The 14,302-nt window shown below is 63.0% G+C and carries 14 protein-coding genes, 1 pseudogene and 1 riboswitch; of the genes and pseudogenes, 5 read left to right on the forward strand and 10 right to left on the reverse strand.

The window, feature by feature from the left end; all coding sequences use genetic code 11:
* The first annotated feature begins 168 nt into the window (after positions 1 to 168).
* The gene (locus tag QEZ49_RS13045; protein ID WP_280387527.1) at positions 169 to 735 is read left to right on the forward strand and encodes a hypothetical protein; all 567 of its coding nucleotides are present in this window, start codon (positions 169 to 171) and stop codon (positions 733 to 735) included.
* A gap of 532 nt (positions 736 to 1,267) precedes the next feature.
* Here the strand turns inward: QEZ49_RS13045 and QEZ49_RS13050 are convergent.
* The 3 genes from QEZ49_RS13050 to QEZ49_RS13060 form a co-directional block, all read right to left on the reverse strand.
* On the reverse strand, positions 1,268 to 1,450 hold the full coding sequence (locus tag QEZ49_RS13050; protein ID WP_280387529.1) for a hypothetical protein: 183 nt from the start codon (positions 1,448 to 1,450) through the stop codon (positions 1,268 to 1,270).
* Positions 1,451 to 1,482: 32 nt separating this feature from the next.
* Positions 1,483 to 1,836 (reverse strand): DUF2796 domain-containing protein, encoded by a 354-nt coding sequence (locus QEZ49_RS13055; protein WP_280387531.1) that lies wholly within the window; start codon positions 1,834 to 1,836, stop codon positions 1,483 to 1,485.
* A 117-nt stretch (positions 1,837 to 1,953) separates the two neighbouring features.
* Positions 1,954 to 2,175, reverse strand: a complete 222-nt coding sequence (locus tag QEZ49_RS13060) for a hypothetical protein (RefSeq protein ID WP_280387533.1) — start codon at positions 2,173 to 2,175, stop codon at positions 1,954 to 1,956.
* 45 nt (positions 2,176 to 2,220) lie between these two features.
* Here QEZ49_RS13060 and QEZ49_RS13065 point away from each other — a divergent pair, with 45 nt between their 5' ends.
* The gene (locus QEZ49_RS13065) at positions 2,221 to 2,493 is read left to right on the forward strand and encodes a hypothetical protein (RefSeq protein ID WP_280387534.1); all 273 of its coding nucleotides are present in this window, start codon (positions 2,221 to 2,223) and stop codon (positions 2,491 to 2,493) included.
* A 93-nt stretch (positions 2,494 to 2,586) separates the two neighbouring features.
* On the opposite strand, the gene QEZ49_RS13070 is transcribed toward QEZ49_RS13065, so the two are convergent.
* Together QEZ49_RS13070 and QEZ49_RS13075 are read right to left on the reverse strand one after the other, a co-directional pair.
* A complete protein-coding gene (locus QEZ49_RS13070) occupies positions 2,587 to 2,883 on the reverse strand; it encodes a hypothetical protein (protein WP_173953067.1) in 297 nt (98 codons plus the stop codon).
* Between the two features lie 183 nt (positions 2,884 to 3,066).
* Positions 3,067 to 4,134 carry a 2'-deoxycytidine 5'-triphosphate deaminase gene (locus QEZ49_RS13075; protein WP_280387535.1) on the reverse strand — a complete coding sequence of 356 codons (1,068 nt, stop codon included), beginning with the start codon at positions 4,132 to 4,134 and terminating at the stop codon, positions 3,067 to 3,069.
* Between the two features lie 88 nt (positions 4,135 to 4,222).
* A riboswitch (SAM riboswitch) is annotated at positions 4,223 to 4,301 on the forward strand.
* Positions 4,302 to 4,392: 91 nt separating this feature from the next.
* Between QEZ49_RS13075 and metZ the strand changes: the two genes are divergently transcribed.
* The 3 genes from metZ (at position 4,393) to argE (ending at position 7,419) form a co-directional block, all read left to right on the forward strand.
* A complete protein-coding gene (metZ, locus tag QEZ49_RS13080; protein WP_280387537.1) occupies positions 4,393 to 5,610 on the forward strand; it encodes an O-succinylhomoserine sulfhydrylase in 1,218 nt (405 codons plus the stop codon).
* A 71-nt stretch (positions 5,611 to 5,681) separates the two neighbouring features.
* Entirely contained in the window at positions 5,682 to 6,074 is a 393-nt protein-coding gene (gene apaG, locus QEZ49_RS13085) for a Co2+/Mg2+ efflux protein ApaG (protein WP_280387539.1), read from the forward strand.
* 169 nt (positions 6,075 to 6,243) lie between these two features.
* The gene (argE, locus tag QEZ49_RS13090; protein ID WP_280387541.1) at positions 6,244 to 7,419 is read left to right on the forward strand and encodes an acetylornithine deacetylase; all 1,176 of its coding nucleotides are present in this window, start codon (positions 6,244 to 6,246) and stop codon (positions 7,417 to 7,419) included.
* A 251-nt stretch (positions 7,420 to 7,670) separates the two neighbouring features.
* On the opposite strand, the gene QEZ49_RS13095 is transcribed toward argE, so the two are convergent.
* The 5 genes and pseudogenes from QEZ49_RS13095 to QEZ49_RS13115 all read right to left on the reverse strand — a co-directional run bounded on the left by QEZ49_RS13095 (position 7,671) and on the right by QEZ49_RS13115 (position 13,748).
* Positions 7,671 to 8,042, reverse strand: a complete 372-nt coding sequence (locus tag QEZ49_RS13095) for a hypothetical protein (protein ID WP_280387543.1) — start codon at positions 8,040 to 8,042, stop codon at positions 7,671 to 7,673.
* A pseudogene (locus tag QEZ49_RS13100) lies at positions 8,039 to 10,347 on the reverse strand (FdhF/YdeP family oxidoreductase). Before QEZ49_RS13100 ends, QEZ49_RS13095 begins: the two are co-directional and overlap by 4 nt.
* Before the next feature lie 249 nt (positions 10,348 to 10,596).
* Complete coding sequence (locus QEZ49_RS13105) at positions 10,597 to 11,598, reverse strand: Hsp33 family molecular chaperone (protein WP_280387545.1); 1,002 nt, start codon at positions 11,596 to 11,598, stop codon at positions 10,597 to 10,599.
* A gap of 3 nt (positions 11,599 to 11,601) precedes the next feature.
* On the reverse strand, positions 11,602 to 12,546 hold the full coding sequence (argF, locus tag QEZ49_RS13110; RefSeq protein WP_280387547.1) for an ornithine carbamoyltransferase: 945 nt from the start codon (positions 12,544 to 12,546) through the stop codon (positions 11,602 to 11,604).
* Positions 12,547 to 12,581: 35 nt separating this feature from the next.
* Complete coding sequence (locus QEZ49_RS13115) at positions 12,582 to 13,748, reverse strand: aspartate aminotransferase family protein (protein ID WP_348534828.1); 1,167 nt, start codon at positions 13,746 to 13,748, stop codon at positions 12,582 to 12,584.
* Positions 13,749 to 14,302: the final 554 nt, after the last annotated feature.

The following is a 14,302-nucleotide window of genomic DNA, read 5'->3' on the forward strand; positions in this document are numbered from 1 at the left end:
AGACGACAGCGGCACCGACCACGCAACCTCCGGCCGTTTGGTGATATCCGCTGATAGCTTTCCAGGTGACATTGTTGGTGGCGTTGCCGATGCGGAAAATGCGAATCAGCAGCAAGCGGCGTATTGCCGCTACGCGCGCCGACGATGAGATCGGTACCGGATATGGTGTTGGCGAAGCTTTTGGCGTGCACTGCTGCGCACCTTTTCGACGCCGAGCAGCAACATCACCGAGAACGCGATGGCAAGCACGGTAAGAAACGCGGTGAGCGCGCGATTGCTGAGCGACTGCATCGCAAGGCGCGGGAACGATCAGACGGGGAGTCGCTCGCGCTCAGCTGCACTCCCCGCTGGCGCACGACAAATTTCGTCGAGGACGCACAACCGGCTTCGGTGAAGCGCGTGCCGAAAAAGCTCTTCCTCGTGGCTCACCATGATGACAGCAGAGCCGGCCTTATCCGCTTCGGGCAAAGAGCAGATCGAGGAAATGCAAGCTGGCGATTGCGATCAAGCGCGGAGGTCGGCTCGTCGGCGACGATGATCTCCGGTGCGCCGATCAACGCCTCGAGCCGCCGCAGCAGCACGCTGCTGCTGACCGACGCTGAGCGCGCGCGGTGGAGTGATTGGCGGAACTCGATGTGCATCGAGGCCGAGGACTACATCCAGCAGGCGACGCGCTTCAGCTTCCACCGTGCCGCCCTGCGATGCACGCCGCGTCCGCACGGATGTAGAAGCTGAGCGGCAGCATCACGTGCTGTCGAGCACGCCACGAGCCATAGGGCAGCAGGTTGAACATCATCCGGCGAGTGATGCCGAAATGCTCGACGCGGAAGCGGTCGCGCGCGCTGTGCGACAGCTTTGCGAGGTCGGTGCCCATCACTTCTAGCGTGGCCCGATGACGGCGCACCGACGATGCCGCACAGCAGACTGAGGAAATGTGGATTTGCCGGCGCCGGACGAAGCCCGACCGACGCTTTGCAGCAGCGTGCCGGCAGGTGCGAAGCTGTCAATCAATGCAGACCGAAGCCGCGCGCACCGGGCCAACGGAACTTCACGTCCCGCATGCGAACCACAGCGCTGGCTATCGGCGGCCCGCCTGTCCTTCCGGACTGGCAATCGTAGCGGCCGACATTACATCAGCCCGCCCAGGATCGATGCTCGGCTTGTCGCGCGTAGCCTCGAACGTGCTTTGACTTTTTTCGCTGATGGCGTTGACGCCGAGCGATTGCGCGCCGGCAAAGCTGTTTGAAGTAATCGAACGCGAGCGACGTCAGCGCGGCAGGCGTGGTGCATTCAAGCGTGTACTTGGCGTGAAATTCGGTGTGGCCGCTGTCGTGCGCGTGGTCATGCTTGTGGTCTGCATGGTCGTGGTCATCGTGCTTATGATCGGCGTGATCGTGTTTGCCGTGATCGTGACCGTCGTCGTGCTTGTGATCAGCGCCAGCGTGATCATCGTCCCTTGCACCATGCAGGTGCACGTCGGTTTCAGCGACCGAACAACCGGCAGCGGCGGGCAGAGCGGAACAGCTCCAGCGGCTTCGCGAGCGTAGCCTTGGCCTTCTCCACTGCAGCCTTCTGCGCATCGCTGGTCGGTGCGCTTTCGAAGCCGACGATATCCATGCCCGGCGCTTTCAGCTCCAGTGCCACGCGACTGCCCTCGATGGCGATGTTGAACGTGCCGCGGCCGTGCACGTGCGCTCCGAGTTCGCGGTGTTCGTGGCTGCTGTGGTCGTGGCCGTCGTGCTTGTGATCCTTGTCGTGATCGTGGGCAGTAGCACGGTTACCGCGGAACGCTGCCACAGCAATGATCGCAATCGAGGAACGAAGAGACGTGCGCATGTTGTTTTCCTCACTTAGGCCCGCGCGGCTTCAGCCAGCGACATGGGCGGAATTCGGGTTGCAGGGAATGATAGCAGCGGCATGCAACGACTGTTGCGCGCATGCGGAGCAACGGAGCTATGCCGACGGCGGTCCGCGCGCATCGAAATCAGCCGTATTGTGGATGACGGCAAGCGGCGTGGAAAGCGGCGCGGCGGCTATGACAACGCGATCGGCACGCGGTTGCAACACGCTGAGTGCGGGGACCATGCCGCCACTGGCGGTGGCCGTGGTCCAGCACAGCGAACAGTCATGCTGCTCGTCACGCGCCGGAACGTCGTTACAGCTCTTGTGCTGCACGATGGCGCGGCACGCCAACGCCTGCGGCTTACGATGCCCGCTAGCATGTTCCGCCGCCGAATGATGGATGTGCCCGGCGGCGTGCTGCTGCGCGTGAACAAGGGCATGGCTCTGCCCCAACACGAGCGCGGCCTGCGCCGCCGCGACAAGCGCGAGCAGGAGAACCGGACGCATGAATTTGCGGAAAACGGCGCATGGAGTCTCCAGAAGGCGACAACAATACGCGTACAAATGCGGCGGCGGGAAGGTGCAGGATTGCCCCAAAGAACCTGCTCCGCGCCGCAAGCCTGCGACCGGATGAACGCCAAAAAGGCCTAACAGAACCTTACCGCGCTGGAGCACTGACCGGATTGTGAACACGGGCACGCGGTCTAAGGCAACGCACGGCAGGCCGGGCCTGCACGGGAGCGGTTAGTCGGTTGCTTCGGGCGTGATGGGCGCGGGCGGCTTGCCGGTGCCGCCGTGCAGGAACGTCATGGTGACATAGGCGCCGATCCACGACCCGACAGCGGCGAAGACCACATAGACCCAGTTGTTGGTGTAGCTGATGACGGCGAACGAGGAGAGTGTGTACCAGAGCGCGCTCCAGTTGGCGGCGGCCACCCGTTTGCGCGCGATGACCGATGACGTGAACATAACATAGACGGCGTCGGTCGCCGCAGTCGCGACCACGACACCCAACGCCAGCCACGGATCGATACCCGCCAGGAGTTCCATCGCATCAGCATAACTGACGGCGTTTAACGAACGGATGATGGGACGAGTTTTCTTTTTTCACCGGCGAATCCCCTCTGGGGAGCCGGCCGCCGGTGATGGTCCTTTCGCGCTGGCGGCCGGCTGCGCGGAGCGCAGTCGCCAGCGCAAATTAAAATGCGCACCGCTGGTGCGGGTTTAGCGGAAGTGCTTCGACAGCTTCAGGCCCTGCGCCTGATAATGCGAGGCGAGGTCGCTGCCGTAGAGCCGTTCGGGCGTTTCGGTGAGCTGTTCGTAGATCAGGCGGCCGATGGTCTGCCCATGCTCCAGAATGAACGGCACCTTGTGCGAGCGCACTTCGAGCACCGCGCGCGATCCCGCGCCACCCGCTTCCGCATGGCCGAAGCCGGGGTCGAAAAAGCCCGCATAGTGCACGCGGAATTCGCCCACCAGCGGATTGAACGGCACCATTTCAGCAGCCTGATCCGGCGGCACGTGTACGGCTTCCTTGGAGGCGAGAATATAGAACTGATCGGGATCGAGGATCAGCCGCTTGCTCTCGCGCACATGGATCGGCTCCCAGTAGTCGAGCATGGCGCGGGCGCCAACCGCATCGACATCGACAAGGCCGGTGTGGCGCTTGGCGCGATAGCCGATGAGACCGTTGGCATCGCCGGTAAGATCGACGGAGAGCGCGATGTCCTGCACCGGTTTTGCATCGGCGCCACCGGCACGGAAGCGGATCTGCGACAGGCGCGAGCCTTTGCGCACCACGATCGGAAACGTCTGCGGACAGATTTCGGCGTAAAGCGGGCCGGTGTATCCGGCCGGGATCTGGTCGAACGCGGAGACACCATCGGCGATCACGCGGGTGAAAACGTCGAGGCGGCCGGTCGAGCTTTTAGGGTTGGTGGCGGCGCACAGCTCTGCGGGCAACGCCAGGCTTTCCAGCAGCGGCACCACGTAGACGCAGCCGGTTTCCAGCACGGCGCCCTGCGCAAGATTGATGGTGTGGAGATGCAGGTCGTCGAGCTTGGTTTGCACCTTCTCGCTGGCGCCGGGCAGGAAGCTGGCGCGCACGCGATAGGCGACATCGCCCAGCCGCAGGTCGAGGCTGGCCGGCTGCAGCTGATTGTCGAGCTGCGGTTCAGCCAGCTTAACCGCGCCGGATTCGATCAGCGCGCGTATGGCCTGGGACGGCAGAATGCCATCCCGCGCCGCAGCGCCGCCTGCTCCGTTGCCCGACACGTTTTCGGCCCCCGCCATTTCTCTCAAGCCCCCACACCTGATACATGGCCTGTCTCTAAAGCAAGCGGGCCTTGACGCCAAGCTCACGCGGGCGCTAAGTGCCTGCCACGAAATTCGTGGTCATTTGGCCGGCCGGCTTGCAGCCACGTAAAACAACTCGCTAAAAGGGCCGTGCGCATTCTCCCGGAGCATTGAGCGCGGCCGTCTTTTGCGAGCAGCGCTTTGAGCTGGCCGGGTTTTTTCATGCCGGGCTGGGCAGCCCTGGAGGATATGCGCATGGCGAGCGAGAAGAAACCGACAGCAGACCCGGCCAACTGGGCGCCGCAGACTCGGCTGGTGCACGGCGGCACGCTGCGCTCCGAATTCGGTGAGACCTCCGAGGCGATGTTCCTGACGCAGGGCTTCGTCTACGACAACGCCGAGCAGGCTGAAGCGCGCTTCAAGAACGAAGATCCGGGCTTCCAGTACAGCCGTTTCGGCAATCCGACCGTCGCCATGTTCGAGGAGCGCATCCGGCTGCTGGAAGGCGCCGAGGAAGCTCGCGCCACCGCCAGCGGTATGGCCGCGGTGAATGCCGCCGTGCTGTCGTGTCTCAAGGCTGGCGATCACATCGTTTCAGCGCGCGCGCTGTTCGGCGCCTGCCGCTACATCGTCGATACGCTGGCGCCGCGCTACGGCATCGGTTGCACACTGGTAGATGGCCGCGATCTGAACGCCTGGAAAAAGGCCATCCAGCCGAACACGAAGCTGTTCTTCTTCGAGACGCCGTCGAACCCGGCGCTGGAACTGGTGGACATCGCCGCCGTTTCCGAGATCGCACACAGCATCGGTGCGATTGTTGTGGTCGACAACGTATTCGCGACACCGATGCTGCAGCGGCCGATGGCACTTGGCGCCGACGTCGTTGTCTATTCGGCAACGAAGCACATCGACGGTCAGGGGCGCTGCCTTGGCGGCGCGGTGCTGTGCAGCTCCGACTACATGGCTGGCGGCCTGCAGGAATATCTGCGCCAGACCGGCCCGACGATGAGTCCGTTCAATGCCTGGGTGATGCTGAAGGGCATGGAAACGATGCCGCTTCGCGTCAACGCACAGGTGCAAACCGCTGGACGCATCGCCGATCACCTGGCCAAGCAGCCGGGCGTGAAGAGCGTGCTGTATTGCGGCCGTGACGACCATCCGCAGGCGGAAATCGCCAAGCGCCAGATGAGCGGCGGCGGCCAGATGATCGCGTTCGAAGTGGAAGGCGGCAAGGCGGCTGCGTTCGCGCTGCAGAACGCGCTCGGCCTGATCAAGATTTCCAACAATCTCGGCGATGCCAAATCGCTGATCACCCATCCGGCCACCACAACGCACTTCCGCATCGGACCGGAGGCACGGGCGGAGCTTGGCATCGGCGATGGCCTGATGCGGCTTTCGATCGGCCTTGAAGCATTCGAGGATCTTGCCGCCGATCTGGATGCCGGGCTTGCCGCCGCGCGCAAAGCTGCATAAGACCAGCGCCGCAACACGCCATACGGCCTGCGCCTCATTTCAAGGCTGAATTATCAGGAGCAATTGCCGCCATGTACGAAGCCGTGACCCGCGGCATCCGCATCCGCGTCACCCCTCAATATCTTGAGGACCAGTCGCAGCCTGAGGACAGCGAGTTCTTCTGGGCCTACACCATCGACATCGCCAACGAAGGCGACGAGACGGTGCAGCTCCGCTCGCGCATGTGGCAGATTACCGACGGCGTCGGCATGACGGAAGAAGTGCGCGGCCCCGGCGTTGTCGGCGAGACGCCAATGATCGAGCCGGGAACAACCTACACCTACACGTCAGGCTGTCCTTTGCGCACGCCGTCAGGCATCATGGTGGGCAGCTACCAGATGACGGACACGAAGGGCGAGTTGTTCGACGTTGCAATTCCGGCGTTCTCGCTCGACTGTCCGTTCGCCCCCCGCAGCGTGAACTAGAGCCGTTCAGCGTTTCGTTGAATCGCAAAATGGCTCTAGATGTTTGTTTTGTCGTGCTTCTTATCGGAAAACCGGTTCCCACTTTTCCGGAAGCACTGGTTCTCCCCCGTGCTTCTCTCGGAAAACCGGTTCCCACTTTTCCGGAAGCACTCTAGCGAGCGAGCAGAACATGAAGGGTCCGGAGTATTCGGTGATCGAGCTTCTGGACCGCCTCGTCAGCTTCGACACCACGAGCCATAAATCCAACGTGGCGCTGATCCGGTTTGTAGAGGACTACCTTCTGCAGCACGGCGTCGTCAGCCAGCTTGTGCCCAACGCGGACGGCAGCAAAGTCAGCCTGTACGCCACCATCGGGCCGGAGAATGTCGCGGGCGTTGCGCTGTCCGGGCATACCGACGTTGTGCCGGTGGTCGGGCAGCAGTGGACGTCGGACCCATTCATGCTGACTGAGCGGGACGGCAAACTTTATGGCCGCGGCACAACCGACATGAAGGGCTTTCTTGCCTGCATGCTGGCCGCCGTGCCCGACTATGTGAACCGCAAGCTGCAGGTGCCAATCCATCTCGCGTTTTCCTATGACGAGGAGATCGGCTGCCTCGGCGTGCGGCCGATGATTGCCGAGTTCGGCAAACGGCTGACGATGCCGCGCATGGTTTTCGTCGGCGAGCCGACGTTGATGACGGTTGTCGATTGCCACAAGGGCCCGGTGCGCTGGCACGTGACCATCAAGGGCCGCGCCGCGCATTCGAGCATGGCGCCGCTGGGCGTTAACACCATCACCGTGGCGGGCAAACTACTGGGCGAGATTGCGCGCATCGAAGCGGAGCTGAAGGAAGCGCCGCAGGACGCGCGGTTCGATCCGCCCTACGCGACGATGCAGGTGACGAAAATCACGGGCGGTACGGCGACGAACATTGTGCCGGTGCAATGCACGATGGACTTCGACATCCGCGCGCTGCCGGGGGTCGACATTCCGGCCATCGACCGGCGCATCCGTGCCTTTGCAGCCGATGTTTGCCTGCCGGACATGAAGCGCGTGGCACCGGAGGCGGCGATCGACATTGCCATTGCCAATCAGGTGCCGCCGTTCGCAGCGGGTGAACATTCTGAGGCGGTGGCGCTGGCACTGCGTCTGGCGGAGCAGAACGAGACGCACGCGGTTTCGTACGCAACGGAAGCGGGCCTGTTCCAGACCGGCGGTTCACCATCGGTTGTGGTGGGGCCGGGCGACATCGCGCAGGCGCATACCGCCGACGAATGGATCGCAATCGAGCAGCTTGAGAAGTGCAGCGCGTTCCTCACCCGGCTGGGCGAATGGGCCGAGCACGGCTCAGCGGTGCGCTGACGCACAAGCCGCTCTAGCAACTTAAAGAGACTGAGCACCCTACAACCGCAAACTTGCTTGCAACCGCGGCTGCTCATGTAATTTGCGTGGATGCCGGCCTTCGCCGGCAAGACGGATTGCGGGCAGCCGGGCACGTTTTGGGTGAAACGTTTGCCTCCGCACACCGTCATCCCAACGCAGGTCGGGAACTACGCCAGCTTCCGCCTCTGCGCTTGGTGCGGTCGGGCACGTCCGCCTAGAGTCCGAAGCGATCAGCGTTCATGCTGTAGCGACGTGCGCGCCAGTAGCGCGGTCGAGATATCCGTCAGCGCGAACGAAACTTTCTGCGAGCGCTGCTTACGATCGACGATGCGCAGCAAGCCTGTTTCCGCCAGCTCCGTCACCTCGCGCAGCACCAGCGCATGCTCGATACCCAGCAACCGCGAAAACGTGCGCGTGTCGTCGCTGATGCCCAGACGAAGCGCGACAAGCACCCCGCCACCGATCGGCGTCAGCGATGGCGTTGCAGCGCGCAGTTCGTCGACCAGTGCGAGGAAGCGCTCTTCGGAGATGTCTTCCTCGCCGGCAGCTGCATCCGAGGCGTTGCTGTTGCCAGCAACGCCGCTGGTATCTGTCATGCTCATGCGGCGTTGAGCTGTCGTTCAACGGGCTTGAACGAAACCAGCACCGACTTCGACAGCGGCGTATCGCTCTGATCGCCCGCCGCCGAGAACGGCACCACCACGTTCAGCTCGGGGTAATAGCCCGCCACCGAACCGCGCGGCAGATCGTAAGGCACGACGCGGAAATCCTCTGCGATGCGCGAAACGCCGTCACGGTGGCGGCCGACGATATCGACGCGGTCACCCGCCTCGACACCGATCTCGGCCAGATCCTTCGGATTGACGAACACAACGCGGCGCTCGCCGTAGATGCCGCGATAACGGTCATCGAGACCATAGACGGTTGTGTTGTACTGGTCGTGCGAGCGGAACGTCTGCAGCACGAACAGGCCGTCTTCGCTCAACGCCTGCTGATGCTCAGTTGCTTCCGGCAGCGCGCAATCGGAGAACGTCGCCCGCTGCGTGTGCGTGTTCCAGACGCGATGATCCACGGCGTTATAAAGGCGGAAACCGCGCGGACGGCGCACGCGCTCGTTGTAGTTATGGAACCCGGGAATGGTGCGCGCGATGAGATCACGAATGAGGTTGTGATCCTGCGCCAGCTTGGCCCACTCGACCACTTCCGACCCGACCGTCGCGGCCGCAATGCCGGCGATAATGCCAACTTCGGAGCGTAGTTCCTTCGAGGCCGGTTTGTTGATGCCGCCGGAGCCGTGCACCATGCACATGGAATCTTCGACGGTCACGATCTGGGCAATGCCACGCACGTTGCGGTCAATTTCGGTGCGGCCGAGACACGGCAGCACGTAGCTGACCTCACCCGGCAATAGGTGCGAATGGTTGAGCTTGGTTGCGATGTTGACGGTGAGCTTCTGCTGGCGCATCGCCTTGGCGATCAGGCTGCTATCCGGCGTCGCGCGGGCGAAGTTGCCACCAAGGCCGATGAAGGCCTGCGCCGTGCCATCCAGCATGGCGCCGATGGCGGCCAGAACGTTATGGCCGTTGTGGCGCGGCATCGGCACGCCAAGTTCGGCTTCAAGCGCATTGAGGAACGCAACCGGCGGCTTTTCGTTGATGCCGACAGTGCGATCGCCCTGCACATTCGAATGACCGCGCACGGGGCACAGGCCAGCACCCGGACGGCCGACGTTGCCGCGCAGGAACATGAAGTTCGAAACTTCGCGCAGCGTTGCCACGGAATGGCGATGCTGCGTCAGGCCCATGGCCCAAGTGCAGATGGTGCGCTCGGACTCGATGTAGATCTGCGCCAGATGCTCAAGCTGCGCGCGCTCAAGGCCCGACTGATGCTCGATGTGATCCCAGCTCGTCGCTTCAACCGCGGCGCGATATGCTTCGAAGCCCGCCGTATGCTGACGCAGGAAGCCGTGGTCGAGCACAGACGGGTGACCGGCAGCAAGCGCTGCATCGTCGGCCGCAAACACGGCCTTGGCCATGCCACGGATGGCAGCCATATCGCCGCCCAGACGCACCTGGAAGTATTCGCTGGCGATGGCGGTTGAACCGCCGGTCAGCATCTCCAGCTTGTCCTGCGGATCGGCGAAGCGCTCAAGCCCTTTTCACGCACGGGATTGAACACGGCAACGCGCGCACCGCGCATGGCGGCGCGGCGCAGGTCGCCCAACATGCGCGGATGGTTGGTGCCGGGGTTCTGCCCGATCACGAAGATCGCGTCGGCCTTCTCGAAGTCTTCGAGCGTGACCGTGCCCTTGCCGATGCCGATGGCCTGCTCAAGCGCAACGCCGCTGGCCTCGTGGCGCATGTTCGAGCAGTCGGGGAAGTTGTTGGTGCCGTAAAGCCGCACGAACAGCTGATAGATATAGGCGGCTTCGTTGGAGGCGCGGCCAGAGGTGTAGAACTCGGCGCGGTCCGGGCTGTCGAGGCTGTTGAGGATGCGGCCGATATCGGCGAATGCATCGTCCCACGACACTTCCACATAGCGGTCGGTGTCGGCGTCATAGCGCATCGGATGCGTAAGACGGCCCTGCTTCTCAAGCTCGTAGTCGGTCCATGAGCGCAGCTCCGAAACCGTGTGCTTGGCGAAGAACTTCGGCCCGACGCGCTTGTCCGTCGCCTCCCAGGCGACGGCCTTGACGCCGTTCTCGCAGAATTCGAACGAGGAACCGTGGGCTGGATCGCCCCATGCGCAGCCGGGGCAATCGAAACCGTCCGGCTGGTTGGCCTTCAGCATCGCCGCTGCGCCGGAAAGCGGCGCACCGCTGGCGAGCAATTTCTTGCCGCAGCTTTTCAGCGCTCCCCAGCCGCCTGCCGCTTTCGATTTTTTTCCGATGAATTCGGGCTTGCCCATGCACACAGCTCTCAAAGGGATGGAGACTGATGTGCATCTGCGAAATCGGATCGATGGGCAACCGAGCCGAGGTTATGACAGTCATGCAGAATTAGCAGAGCAGACAGACAATCCGGCAATTTGCACTGTCACGAAGCAGCACTTGCCGCATCGCTCACCACTTGCGGTGGCAACCAGCTAGAGCTGTTCTTCTTCCAAACTGAAATTATTGGGTTTTGCGCCACATCAGCGCAGCGAAATGCAGTTCGCTCAAGCGAACTCGTCCGGTGCGAAGCGGTAGGTTGTGGTGCAGAACTCGCACGTCACGCCGATTGAGCCATCCGGCTCGCGCATATCTGCCAGCTCGCTCGCGCCAAAGCTGGTGAGGAATGCTGCAACGCCCTCCCTCGAGCAACGGCAGTGTGCCTCAATCTCGGCGGCAGGGAATACGCGGACGCCTTCCTCGTGGAACAACCGATACAGCAGCCGGTCGGGCGGCAGGGTTGGATCGAGCAACTCGTGATCCTCAACCGTAGCGGCGAGAATACGGGTGCGCTCCCAGTCGTCGTTTTCGATGTCCTCGCCGTCGTACTCGGCATCATCAAAGAAAATGCCTTCGTTGTCGTCAGCGACAGCCGCGTCGTCGTCCGTACCGCCTTCCCGAGCAAGGTTCTGGATCATCAGACCGCCCGCGCGCCACTGCCAGCGACCCGGCTGTCCGTTCTCGCCGGCTGTATAGTGTCGGGCCACGGCCAGACGCAGGAACGTGGGGATCTGCTCCGACTGGCTGAAGTAGGTGAGAGCAGCGTCGGCGATGCCTTCGCCGGTCAGCTCAACGATGCCCTGATAGCGCTCCATATCCTCGCCGGGATCGATGGTGATGGCCAGATGACCGCTGCCCAGCAGCTCGCTGGCGACAAGGCCCTGCCCGTTACCTACGCGCGCCTTGTCATAACGGGCGTAGGCGCGGACCCGGCCTGGCACTTCAAAGCTGACGACAAGAAAATCGAGCAGGCCATCGCTTTTGGTCTGCAGTGTCAGGCGGCCGTCGATCTTGAGCGCAGAGCCCAGCATGGCGGTCAACGCCACCGCTTCGCCCAGCGCCTGCGATATTGGATCGGGCATGTCATGCGGAGCCAGGACCGCGTCAATCGCCGGACCGAGACGGACAAGACGGCCAACCACGCCAGAGCGCACCGTGCGGAAGGGCAGCACGATGTCATCGGCGGGAATTGTCACCGCCAGTTCTGCCGTCGCAACGTCGTCCGCCATATCTCAGGCCCCCAGACACCAGGCGAGGATGGCCTTCTGCGCATGCAGGCGGTTCTCGGCCTCATCGAACACAACCGACTGCGGGCCTTCGAGCACTTCCTCGGTAACTTCATCGCCGAGATAGGCTGGCAGACAGTGCATGAAGATAGCGTTCTTGTCGGCCTTCGCCATCAGGCGTGCATCGACGCGATAGGGCTTCAGCATACGCTTGCGCCGCGCTGCATCGGTCTGCCCCATGGAAACCCAAGTGTCGGTGACGACGCAATCGGCGCCCTTCACCGCAACTTCCGCATCGCTGCCGTAGCTGACGGCGCCCTTCTCGCGCGCGACCCAGTCAACGATCGACTGCTCGGGCCGCAGCTTGTCCGGGCACGCAATGCGCAGCTCAAAACCGAAGCGCACAGCGGCGTGCATCCAGGACACCGCAACATTGTTGCCGTCGCCAACCCAGGCCACAACGCTGCCCTTGATCGGCCCCTTGTGCTCCTCGTAGGTGAGGATGTCGGCCATCACCTGACAGGGATGGCTGCGGTCGGTGAGACCGTTGATGACCGGCACGCTGCCGAACTCGGCAAGACTGAGGAGCGTCTCGTGGGCATTGGCGCGGATCATGATGGCGTCGACATAACGCGACAGCACACGGGCGGTATCCTTGATGGATTCACCGCGCCCCAACTGCAGATCGGTGTTGTTGAGCGACAGCGTCTGGCCGCCGAGCTGGCGCATGGCAACGTCGAACGAAACCCGCGTACGCGTCGAGGGCTTCTCGAAGATCATCGCCAGCGTCGATTCCTCAATCCCGGCCGGGCGGTATTTCGCCGGCGTTCGCTTGCCCGCTTTCTTCATCGCGTGCGCCATGTCGATGATGCGACGCGAAGTAGGCGCATCGAGGACGTCGAGATCGAGGAAGTGTCTCGTCTGCGGGGTGCTTTTGGATTTTGAGGCCATGGCGCTCCGGCCGGCTGGTTTGGATCGGGGTTTCTTCAAGTTCTGGCTGCCGCCACGCGGTCGAGCGCGCGCGCAAGGCGCTGCATCGCCTCGGCGATCTCCTCATCGGTGATGTTGAGTGGCGGCAAAAGTCGGACCACGTTATCGCTGGCAGCGACGAGCAGCAGATGCTCCTCACGCGCGGCAGCGACCAGATCTGCGGGCGGCACATTGAGCTTCAGGCCGACGAGAAGCCCCTGACCGCGCACTTCCTGAACGATATCGGAGTGGCTGTCGCTGATGGCAGCAAGCGACTGCTTGAGGTGCAGCGACTTGCGGCGGACGAATTCCAAGAACCCATCCTCCAGCACCGCATTGAGCACCTCAAAGCCAACCGCCGTGGCAAGCGGGTTGCCGCCGAACGTAGAACCGTGCGTGCCGGGCACGAAGCCCCGAGCGGCACTCTCCGTTGCGAGCAACGCGCCGAGCGGGAAGCCGCCACCGATACCCTTGGCGATAGCCATCAGGTCCGGCGTGATCCCGGCAAGCTCATGGGAGAAAAGCTGTCCCGAGCGGCCGATGCCCGATTGTACCTCATCGAGAATGAGCAGCAGTCCGTTGGCATCGCACAGTGCCCGCAAGCCCTGCATGAACTCGGCGCTGGCAACATTGACGCCGCCTTCGCCCTGCACCGGCTCGACCATGATGGCTGCGGTTTCGGGGCTGATCGCCTTTTCCGTCGTAGCGAGATCGCCAAACGGAACCTGATCGAACCCGGCAACCGGCGCACCGAAACCTTCCAGATAACGCGGATTGCCGCCGGCCGCGATCGTTGCCAGCGTGCGGCCATGGAAGGCGCCGCTGAAGGTGATGATGCGCCAGCGCTCGGGCTCACCGCCCGCGAAATGATAGCGGCGCGCGGCCTTGATCGCGGCCTCGCATGCTTCGGCGCCGGAATTACAGAAAAACACCTTATCGGCGAAGGTCTCGGCCACCAGCCGTTCGGCCAGCCGCTCCTGCCCCGCTACACGATAGAGGTTAGAGGTGTGCCACAGCTTGGCAGCCTGCTCATTCAGGGCCGCGACCAGACGCGGATGAGCATGCCCGAGAGCATTGACTGCGACGCCGGAAGCCAGATCAAGGTAGCGCTCACCTTCAGCGGTGATCAGCCACACGCCCTCGCCGCGCTCAAAAACCAGGTTCTGGCGCGCGTAGGTGCCCATCACGGCCGTGGAGGGGCCCGTTGTAGCAGCGGCCTTGGTTGATGAAGCCGAGGTCGCCAAGGATGAGGACATTGGCCAGCCACCCTGCGCAGCGAAACAGCGCTGAAAATCAAAAAAGGCCACCTTCCGCGGCGGCCTTGGAAGCGCAGTTGATACGCGTGAGCTGCTGATCTGTCAACGGAATGGGCGCCCGGCGGCACCATTTTCGCAACCGATGGGAAGCCTGCAGCAAGAGAGGTCCGGCCAGCACCGCGCAGACCTAAAAAAGCTCACGGCGACACTTAGGCTGGGCATAAAGCCAGACACCTGGGGATGGAAAACGATCCACACGCCCATGCGGGCGGGCAGAGCCTGATTCCATCGGCAAATCCGCAACGGGGAGGACCGTTGCCTGTTGCGAATATGCCACCGGCGCATCTGGATGCCCCGAATCCCACGTCGTCCGATCTTGTAGGCCCAATTCTGGCTGTTGTAGTCTCCAGCCCATGACAGCACGAGATTTCGCGCTTGTTTTGCGGATCTCGCTTGCTTGCCAGTATCCGGTTGCGTATGGG

Source organism: Hyphomicrobium sp. D-2 (assembly GCF_029872155.1).
In the GTDB taxonomy this organism is placed as follows: domain Bacteria; phylum Pseudomonadota; class Alphaproteobacteria; order Rhizobiales; family Hyphomicrobiaceae; genus Hyphomicrobium_A.

Bases quoted from the DNA above. Each gene is read 5' to 3' on its own strand.
- metZ (WP_280387537.1), top strand. From the start codon at position 4,393: ATGGCGAGCGAGAAGAAACCGACAGCAGACCCGGCCAACTGGGCGCCG.
- QEZ49_RS13065 (WP_280387534.1), top strand. From the start codon at position 2,221: ATGTTCCGCCGCCGAATGATGGATGTGCCCGGCGGCGTGCTGCTGCGC.
- QEZ49_RS13095 (WP_280387543.1), bottom strand. From the start codon at position 8,042: ATGAGCATGACAGATACCAGCGGCGTTGCTGGCAACAGCAACGCCTCG.
- argE (WP_280387541.1), top strand. From the start codon at position 6,244: ATGAAGGGTCCGGAGTATTCGGTGATCGAGCTTCTGGACCGCCTCGTC.
- QEZ49_RS13105 (WP_280387545.1), bottom strand. From the start codon at position 11,598: ATGGCGGACGACGTTGCGACGGCAGAACTGGCGGTGACAATTCCCGCC.
- argF (WP_280387547.1), bottom strand. From the start codon at position 12,546: ATGGCCTCAAAATCCAAAAGCACCCCGCAGACGAGACACTTCCTCGAT.
- QEZ49_RS13115 (WP_348534828.1), bottom strand. From the start codon at position 13,748: ATGGGCACCTACGCGCGCCAGAACCTGGTTTTTGAGCGCGGCGAGGGC.
- QEZ49_RS13050 (WP_280387529.1), bottom strand. From the start codon at position 1,450: ATGATCACGCTGGCGCTGATCACAAGCACGACGACGGTCACGATCACG.
- QEZ49_RS13055 (WP_280387531.1), bottom strand. From the start codon at position 1,836: ATGCGCACGTCTCTTCGTTCCTCGATTGCGATCATTGCTGTGGCAGCG.
- apaG (WP_280387539.1), top strand. From the start codon at position 5,682: ATGTACGAAGCCGTGACCCGCGGCATCCGCATCCGCGTCACCCCTCAA.
- QEZ49_RS13075 (WP_280387535.1), bottom strand. From the start codon at position 4,134: ATGGCGGGGGCCGAAAACGTGTCGGGCAACGGAGCAGGCGGCGCTGCG.